Here is an 8,614-nt window from a genome sequence, read left to right on the forward strand (position 1 = left end):
CCCGCAGTGAGTTGCAGCAGGCCGCCGTCCAGGGCGGGCCGCTCGGCGGACCAGCGGGTCAGCGCCGCGGGCTGCGGCAGGCCCAGCCGGCGGGTGAGGAAGCGGCCGGGCGCGGTGCCGGTCAAGCGCAGATAGCGGTCGGCCATGGACGACTCCCAGTTCCCGAGGACGGCTCACCGCAGCCCCACTCCTGCTTACTCCAGAGTAGGCAGGAGTGGGGCTGCGGAGCAGGGGCTGCTTACTCTGGAGTAAGGTTACCGGAGGTAAGGCTACGTCACAGACGAGGAGCAGGTCGAGATGAGCCCCCAGCAGCTGTCCCCGTCGGTGCGGCGCGTGGCGATCGTCGGCGGAGCGCGCATCCCCTTCGCCCGCTCCGACGGCCCCTACGCCACCGCCTCCAACCAGCAGATGCTCACCGCCGCCCTCGACGGCCTCGTCGAGCGCTACGGGCTCCAGGAGCCGGGCACGGTCGGCGAGTTCGTCGCCGGGGCCGTGCTCAAGCACAGCCGCGACTTCAACCTCGCCCGCGAGACCGTCCTCGGCTCCGAACTCCACCCGCGCACCCCCGCCTACGACGTTCAGCAGGCCTGCGGCACCGGCCTCCAGGCCGTCATCGCCGCCGCCAACAAGATCGCCCTCGGCCAGACCGCATCGGCCGTCGCCGGCGGTGCCGACACCGCCAGCGACGCGCCCCTCGGCGTCAACGACTCCCTGCGCCGCATCCTCCTCGAAGCCCGCCGCGCGAAGTCGCCGGGTGCCCGCCTCAAGGCCCTGGCGAAGGTGCGTCCGGGCCACCTCGTCCCCGACGTCCCGCGCAACGCCGAGCCGCGCACCCGCCTGTCGATGGGCGAACACGCCGCCGTCACCGCCCGCGCCTGGGGCATCCCCCGCGAGGCGCAGGACGAACTCGCCGCCACCAGTCACCAGCGGCTGGCGGCGGCGTACGAACGCGGCTTCTTCCAGGACCTGGTGGTCCCCTTCCGCGGCCTGGCACGCGACCAGAACCTGCGCCCCGGCTCGACGGTGGAGAAACTCGCCTCCCTGAAGCCGGTGTTCGGGCTCGGCCACCCCGACCCGACCATGACGGCCGGGAACTCCACCCCGCTGACGGACGGCGCCGCGACCGTCCTGGTGGCGAGCGAGGAGTGGGCTCGCGAGCGCGGCCTGGAGCCGCTGGCGTACCTCACCGCGTACGAGACGGCGGCCGTCGACTTCGTGGGCGGTGATGTGGCCGGCGGCGAGGACGGCCTGCTCATGGCACCCGCCTACGCCGTCCCGCGCATGCTGGAGCGCGCCGGGCTGAGCCTGGACGACTTCGACCTCGTCGAGATCCACGAGGCGTTCGCCTCCCAGGTGCTGGCGACGCTCGCCGCCTGGGAGAAGCAGGGCCTCGGCACCGTGGACCGCGCCCGGCTGAACGTCGCCGGCTCGTCCCTCGCCACCGGCCACCCCTTCGCCGCCACCGGCGCCCGCATCGTCGCCACCCTGGCCAAGCTCCTCGCCGAACGGGACGCCCCCGCCCGAGGCCTGATCTCCGTCTGCGCGGCGGGCGGACAGGGGGTGACGGCGATCCTGGAGCGCGCCTGAGGGGGGACGGACGTGCGGAACCTGAAGGACTCTCACGTAACCCCCGAGATTGCACAGGCCTGGCTCCGGACCATCCCCGAACCCGCACAAACCCGCCACGTGAGCGCCGTACGATCCCGTTCCTACCGTCAGTAACCCCTTTCGGGGGGTTCAGCCGGTTGAGCGCCTCGGCGTACGAGGCACGTACGTCATGCAGCAAGCAGTCCTTCGCTGCACGCCCCAGGAGCCGCCCGTGTCCACTGCGTATCCCTCCTCCGCCTACGGCGACGCGTACGGAGGGCCGGTGCTGGTCGAGCCCGAGGTGCGGAGGCTGGACGGGGCCGTACGGGAGGCCTCCGTACCGCCGCTGGCCCCGCCGTGGGCCCACGGGTCGCTCGCCGACCTGCCGTTCGACAACGCGAGCGCGAACCCGGGTGCCGTGGCCCTCAGTCGCAAGGACGCCGACGGCCGCTGGAGCGACGTCACGGCGGCACAGTTCGCCGACCAGGTGCGGGCCGTGGCCAAGGGCCTGATCGCCGAGGGCCTGATGCCGGGCGACCGGATCGCCGTGATGGCCCGCACCATCTACGAGTGGACCGTCCTGGACTTCGCCGCCTGGGCGGCCGGACTGGTCACCGTCCCCGTCTACCCCACCTCCTCCGTCTTCCAGGCCCGCTGGATCCTCCAGGACTCCGGCGCGGTCGCCCTGGTCACCGAGACCGCCGCACAGGCCGCCGCCCTCGGCCCCGAGCGGGAGCGGCTGCCCGACCTCACCCACATGTGGATCGTGGAGAAGGGCCACGTGGACCGTCTCGCGGAGGCCGGGGCCCAGCTGCCCGACCAGGAGGTCGAGGTGCGGCGCGGCATGCTCGGCCCCGACACCCTCGCCACCCTCGTCTACACCTCGGGCACCACGGGCCGCCCCAAGGGCTGCGCCCTCACCCACGGCAACTTCTTCGCCGAGGTCGACAACGCCATCGAGCTGCTCTACCCCGTCTTCCGGGCCAAGACCAGCGAAGAGGCCTCGGTCCTGCTGTTCCTGCCGATGTCCCACGTCTTCGGCCGCATGGTGGCGATCGCCTGCGTCCGGGCCCGCGTACGGCTGGGCCACGCGCCCAGCATCAAGGCCGAGCACCTGCTGCCCGACCTCGCCAGCTTCCGGCCGACCTGTCTGCTGGCCATCCCGTACATGCTGGAGAAGGTCTTCAACTCCGCCCGCGCCAAGGCCGAGTCGGGCGGCCGGGTCTCCTCGTTCGACCGTGCGGTGGCCGTCGCGCAGCGCTACGGAGAGGCCCTGGAGGCCCAGCAGACGGGCACCGGCCCCGGCCCCACCCGCGCCCTCAGGACCGCCCGCGCCTTCTACGACCCCCTGGTCTACCGCCGCATCCGCAACGCCATGGGCGGCAGGGTCCGCTACGCCATCTGCGGCGGCTCCCCCCTCGGCCGCCGCCTCGCCGCGTTCTACGCCGGTGCCGGCATCGAGATCTTCGAGGGCTACGGCCTCACGGAGACCACCGGCGCGAGCACCGTCACCCCGCCCCTGAAACCCCGGCTCGGCACCGTCGGCTGGCCGCTGCCCGGCACCCGCGTCCGCATCGCCGCCGACGGGGAGATCCTGGTAGGCGGCGACCACGTGCTGCGCGGCTACTGGGACCCGCAGGCCGGGGGAGTCGTCCCCGCCGCCCCCGACGGCTGGCTCGCCACCGGCGACCTCGGCGAACTCGACGACGAGGGCTATCTGACGATCACCGGCCGCAAGAAGGAACTGCTCATCACCGCGGGCGGCAAGTCCGTCGCCCCGGCCCCGCTGGAGAACTGGCTGCGCTCGCACCCGCTGATCTCCCAGTGCCTCGTCCTGGGCGACGGCCGCCCCTTCGTCTCGGCACTGATCACACTCGACCCGGACGGCATCACCCACTGGCGCCAGATGAACGGCAAACACCCCGTACCGCCCACGCTCCTCGTCGATGACGAGGAACTGCGCGCCGTCCTGCAACGCGCCGTCGACGAGGCCAACAAGATGGTCTCCCGCCCGGAGTCCATCCGCCGCTTCGTCATCCTGCCCGAGGACTTCACGGAGGAGGCGGGCCATCTGACGCCGTCGATGAAGCTCCGCCGGGAGGCCGTGCTGCGTACGTTCGCCACGGAAGTGGAGGGTCTGTACACCCGGTGAGGCACCTTTGCGATCTCTTCACACGTGGTTCTTGACGACGCACGGCGTCTGCCCGTTGGCTTTCGACCACCTCGTCACGATGCTCCCCTCATCGGAAGGCACCACCAGTGATAGCGCGCAACCCCCGTCAGGCCGCCGTGCGGCGAATCTCCGTGGCCCTGGCGGTCTCCGTGTCGGCCCTGTCCCTCGCCGCCTGCGGCGACGGCGGGAGTGACGACTCCGCCGCGAAGAAGGGCAACGACATCACGGTGGGCCTGCTGCTGCCCGACCGGGACACGGCACGCTTCGAGAAGTTCGACTACCCGCTGATCAAGCAGGAGGTCGAGTCCCTCACGGAGAACGAGGGCACGGTCCGCTACGCCAACGCCGAGGCCAGCGTCACCAGACAGAGCGCGCAGTTCCAGAAGATGATCGCCGACAAGGTGGACGTCATCCTCGTCGACGCGCTCAACTCCAAGACCATCGCCCCGGACGTCCAGAAGGCCAAGGACGCCGGCATCCCGGTCATCGCCTACGACCGGCTCGCCGAGGGCCCGATCGACGCCTACGTCTCCCACGACAACGAACTCGTCGGCCAGGTCCAGGGCCGCGCCATCATCGGGGAACTCGGCGACAAGGCCGAGAAGAGCAAGGTCGTCATGATGAACGGCGACCCCGCCGACCCCAACACCGCCCGCTTCAAGGACGGTGCGCTGAGCGAGCTCCAGGGCCAGGTGAACATCGTCAAGGAGTACGACACCAAGGAGTGGAAGCCCGCGATCGCCAAGGCCAACATGAAGAAGGCGATCCAGTCCGTCGGGCTGAACAACATCGCCGCCGTCTACTCGGCCAACGACGGCATGGCCGGCGCCGTCATCGAGGCGCTCCGGGAGGCCGGGGCCACCAGGATGCCGCCGGTGACCGGGCAGGACGCCAACCTCGACGCGGTGCAGCGGGTCGTCTCCGGCGAGCAGTACATGACCGTGTACAAGTCCTTCCTCCTGGAGGCGACCAACGCCGCGAAGATCGCGGTGGCCAAGGTGCAGGGCCGCGACATCGAGTTCGCCGCACTGACCCGGCAGACCGCCGACAGCCCGACGCAGAAGAACATCCCGGCGATGCTGGTGCCGGTGGTCGCCCTCACCAAGGACAACATCAAGGACACGGTGATCACGGACGGCGTGTACACCGTGAAGGACATCTGCACCTCCACGTACAAGGCCGACTGCGCGGCCATCGGCCTCGAGTAGCGGGTACGGGTGGTTGTCGGGTCCGGGGGGACGGGCCTGGGTGGTTGTCGGCTCTGGGTGGCGGGCGCGTGCGCGGCGACGGGCTTGGGGTGGCGGGTGCGGGTGGCCGTCGGTTCTGGGTGGTGGGCGTGGGTGGTTGTCGGCTCTGGGTGGCGGGCGCGTGCGCGGCGACGGGCTTGGGGTGGCGGGTGCGGGTGGCTGTCGGTTCCGGTGGCGGACCCGCGCGGCCATCGGTCCCGGTGCGGACGCACAGTGGTGCCGCACGGGTCTTGACTTCGCAAGACCCCCGCGCGACATTCCCCACCCCTTTCGCGTTCTCGTCGGGCTGGAGCGGCCATGACCACACGCACGGACACTGCGGGCACTGCCGGAGCCCCGACCCGAAGACGACTGCTGGCCGGGGCCGCCGGCGCCGGTCTCGCGGTCGCCACGGGGGTGCAACAGGGCGCCCGGGCAGCCGACTTACCCCCGCTCGGCACGTACGACGTCGTCGTCATCGGCTCCGGGGCCGCCGGCATGACCGCCGCGCTGACGGCCGCGCGGCAGGGCCTGAGCTGCGTCGTCGTGGAGAAGGCACCGACCTTCGGCGGCTCGGCCGCCCGCTCCGGCGCGGGGATCTGGATCCCGAACAACCCGGTGCTCCTCGCGGCCGGAGTCCCGGACACCCCCGCGAAGGCCGCCGCCTACCTCGCCGCGGTCGTCGGCCCGGACGTCCCCGCCGACCGGCAGCGGGCCTTCCTCGCCCACGGCCCGGCGACGATCTCCTTCGTCATGGCGAACAGCCCGCTCCGGTTCCGCTGGATGGAGGGCTACAGCGACTACTACCCCGAGCTTCCCGGCGGCCTGCCGAACGGCCGCTCCATCGAGCCGGACCAGTTCGACGGCAACCTCCTGGGCGACGAGCTGGCGCACCTGAACCCGCCGTACATGGACGTCCCCGCCGGCATGGTCGTCTTCAGCGCCGACTACAAGTGGATCGCCCTGGCCGCCGTCAACGCCCGGGGCGCGGCCGTCGCCGCCCAGTGCCTCGCCCGGGGCGTGAAGGCGGCGACGCTCGGCCAGAAGCCCCTGACGATGGGCCAGGCGCTGGCGGCGGGCCTGCGCGCGGGTCTGCGATCGGCCGGGGTCCCTCTCTGGCTGAACACGCCCCTGACCGACCTGCACGTCGAGAACGGCACGGTGACCGGAGCCGTCGTCACCCGCGACGGCGCACCCGGCCTGGTCCGCGCCCGCCGGGGCGTGATCGTCGGCTCGGGCGGCTTCGAGCACAACGCCGCGATGCGGGCACGCTTCCAGCGCCAGCCCATCGGCACGGACTGGACCGTCGGGGCGAAGGAGAACACCGGCGACGGCATCCGGGCGGGGGAGCGGCTGGGCGCGGCGCTCGACCTGATGGAGGACGCCTGGTGGGGCCCGGCGATCCCGATCCCCGGCCGGCCCTACTTCTGCCTCGCCGAACGCACCCTGCCCGGCGGCCTGCTGGTGAACGGCTCCGGCCGGCGCTTCGTCAACGAGGCCGCGCCCTACAGCGATGTCGTGCACACCATGTACGACGTCCACGACACCGACCCGGCCATCCCGTGCTGGCTGATCGTCGACCAGAACTACCGCAACCGGTACCTCTTCAAGGACATCCTGCCGACCCTGCCCTTCCCAGACGCCTGGTACGACTCCGGGGCCGCGCACAAGGAGTGGACCCTGGACGCCCTGGCGGCCTCGATCGGCGTCCCCGCGGCGGCCCTGCGCACCAGCGTGAACCGCTTCAACGCCCAGGCGCGCCGGGGCGAGGACCCCGACTTCCACCGGGGCGACAGCGCCTACGACCACTACTACACGGACCCGTCGGTCCTCCCCGACTCCTGTCTGGCCCCTCTCTGGCTGCCCCCGTACCACGCCTTCCGCATCGTCCCCGGCGACCTCGGCACCAAGGGTGGCCTCCGCACGGACGCCCGGGCCCGAGTGCTGCGCGCGGACGGCTCGGTGATCCCGGGCCTGTACGCGGCGGGGAACGCCAGCGCGGCCGTGATGGGCCACAGCTACGCGGGCGCGGGGTCGACGATCGGCCCGGCGATGACGTTCGGGTACGTCGCGGCGCGGGACATCGCGGGGGTGCTCTAGGGGCCGGAGGCCGGCCGGGCGGGAGACCGGGGGCGTGTGGGTCGGCAGCGGGCTCGCGCTGGGGAGCGTACGCCCGGCTGCGGGGGCCGCTCGGGCATCACACGTGGGGCTACGGCGATGCCCCGGGCGGCTTACTCCCCTGGCTTGCGGGCCACGAGGCTCGCCTGGGCGACCGGCTCGCCCTGCGCCTCGTCGGGCTCTCGTACCGTCGTGGCGCGGACGGTGAAGCCGGCGTCGCTCAGCAGGGCGGCGACGCGCTCCGGCCGGCGCCGGCGGAAGGTCAGGGACACCTGGTGCCCGAAGGCCTGCTCGTAGCGGCGGGGCTCCTCCCCGCACTGGAAGCCGAGCAGCAGATGGCCGCCGGGACGCAGAACGCGGTGGAAAACGGCGAAGAGGGCGGGCAGGTGCTCCTCTGGTGTGTGGATGATCGAGTACCAGGACACGACCCCGTCGAGCGAGCCGTCCGGCAGGTCCGGCTCCTGCATCGAGCCCCGCACGAACCGCAGGCCCGGGTTCTCGCGGCGGGCGATCGAGAGCATCGACTCCGACAGGTCCAGCCCGAACACCGACAGCCCCTGGGACGCCAGGTACGCCGTGACCCGCCCGGGACCGCACCCCAGGTCGGCGACCTCGCCCCCCTCGCCCACGAGCTCCGCGAACCCGTGGAGCACGCCGCGGTCCAGCGCCGTCCCCGGGCGCAGGTCACCGAACTGGACGGCGTACTCCTCGGCGACGGTGTCGTAGAACAGGCGGGTCTCGGACACGAAGTCGGGGGTGTCGGTCACGGGACGGGGGGTGTCGGTCACGAGGCCGGCGGCATCCCTCACGAGCTCAGGGGCGTCATGCGCGCGGTCAGGGGCGTCGGTCATGGCCGGAGACCCTAGCGCGAGCCGTTGTCTTCCCGGCCCTCGTCCGACCAGCCGTCCGCCTGGTTTTGGCCATGCTCTCCATGACCCGGGTTCTCCCCGTCCCCCTGGACTTGCCGGGCCCGCCCCGCGCCGATGCCCGCGCCCGCTCCTATCGCCGTGCCGAAGCCGAGGCCGAGGGCCAGGCCCAGCGCGAGGTTGTCGAAGACGGTCATGCCGAGCGCGATGCCTATGGCCGTGCCGAGGGACAGGCCGACCGACAGGCCCGTCGCCAGGGGCTTGTCGGCGGGCGTACCGCCGGCCTCCCCACTGTTTTCCTGATCTTTCCGCATCCGCTCATCGTCCCACGGCCGGAATCCGCCGGGAATTCATCGGACAGAAGGGCTTGGATAAGGGCAGGAGCCCCGTCGCCTGGCGGCGCGGGGCTCCTTGGGTACTACAAATCAGACCGGCGTGACGTTCTCAGCCTGCGGGCCCTTCGGACCCTGCGTGACGTCGAAAGACACCTGCTGGTTCTCCTCGAGGGACCGGAAGCCGGTCGCATTGATCGCGGAGTAGTGGACGAAGACGTCGGGGCCGCCGCCCTCTTGGGCGATGAAACCAAAGCCCTTTTCGGCGTTGAACCACTTAACGGTTCCGGTAGCCATAAGCCCTCCTTGGGC

General features: G+C 72.0%; 7 protein-coding genes and 1 pseudogene. 4 read left to right on the plus strand and 4 right to left on the minus strand.

Going from position 1 to position 8,614, the window contains the following annotated elements; translation table 11 throughout:
• A pseudogene (locus ABZ281_RS25360) lies at positions 1-146 on the minus strand (short chain dehydrogenase); the annotation flags it as partial.
• Positions 147-297: 151 nt separating this feature from the next.
• Here ABZ281_RS25360 and ABZ281_RS25365 point away from each other — a divergent pair.
• From ABZ281_RS25365 to kstD, 4 genes are all read left to right on the plus strand, one after another.
• Positions 298-1,587 (plus strand): acetyl-CoA C-acetyltransferase, encoded by a 1,290-nt coding sequence (locus tag ABZ281_RS25365; RefSeq protein ID WP_356658975.1) that lies wholly within the window; start codon positions 298-300, stop codon positions 1,585-1,587.
• A 190-nt stretch (positions 1,588-1,777) separates the two neighbouring features.
• A complete protein-coding gene (locus ABZ281_RS25370; protein WP_356658977.1) occupies positions 1,778-3,739 on the plus strand; it encodes an AMP-binding protein in 1,962 nt (653 codons plus the stop codon).
• A 137-nt stretch (positions 3,740-3,876) separates the two neighbouring features.
• The gene (locus ABZ281_RS25375) at positions 3,877-4,968 is read left to right on the plus strand and encodes a substrate-binding domain-containing protein (protein ID WP_356658979.1); all 1,092 of its coding nucleotides are present in this window, start codon (positions 3,877-3,879) and stop codon (positions 4,966-4,968) included.
• 336 nt (positions 4,969-5,304) lie between these two features.
• On the plus strand, positions 5,305-7,086 hold the full coding sequence (gene kstD, locus ABZ281_RS25380) for a 3-oxosteroid 1-dehydrogenase (protein WP_356658981.1): 1,782 nt from the start codon (positions 5,305-5,307) through the stop codon (positions 7,084-7,086).
• Between the two features lie 131 nt (positions 7,087-7,217).
• Here kstD and ABZ281_RS25385 read toward each other — a convergent pair whose 3' ends face one another.
• The 3 genes from ABZ281_RS25385 to ABZ281_RS25395 all read right to left on the minus strand — a co-directional run bounded on the left by ABZ281_RS25385 (position 7,218) and on the right by ABZ281_RS25395 (position 8,599).
• Positions 7,218-7,871: a class I SAM-dependent methyltransferase gene (locus ABZ281_RS25385; protein WP_356658983.1), complete on the minus strand. Its 654-nt coding sequence runs from the start codon at positions 7,869-7,871 to the stop codon at positions 7,218-7,220.
• 95 nt (positions 7,872-7,966) lie between these two features.
• Positions 7,967-8,284: a hypothetical protein gene (locus tag ABZ281_RS25390; RefSeq protein WP_356658985.1), complete on the minus strand. Its 318-nt coding sequence runs from the start codon at positions 8,282-8,284 to the stop codon at positions 7,967-7,969.
• Between the two features lie 111 nt (positions 8,285-8,395).
• Positions 8,396-8,599: a cold-shock protein gene (locus tag ABZ281_RS25395; RefSeq protein WP_004984723.1), complete on the minus strand. Its 204-nt coding sequence runs from the start codon at positions 8,597-8,599 to the stop codon at positions 8,396-8,398.
• Between the last annotated feature and the right edge of the window lie 15 nt (positions 8,600-8,614).

The organism is Streptomyces sp. NPDC006265, assembly GCF_040613555.1.
In the GTDB taxonomy this organism is placed as follows: Bacteria; Actinomycetota; Actinomycetes; order Streptomycetales; family Streptomycetaceae; genus Streptomyces.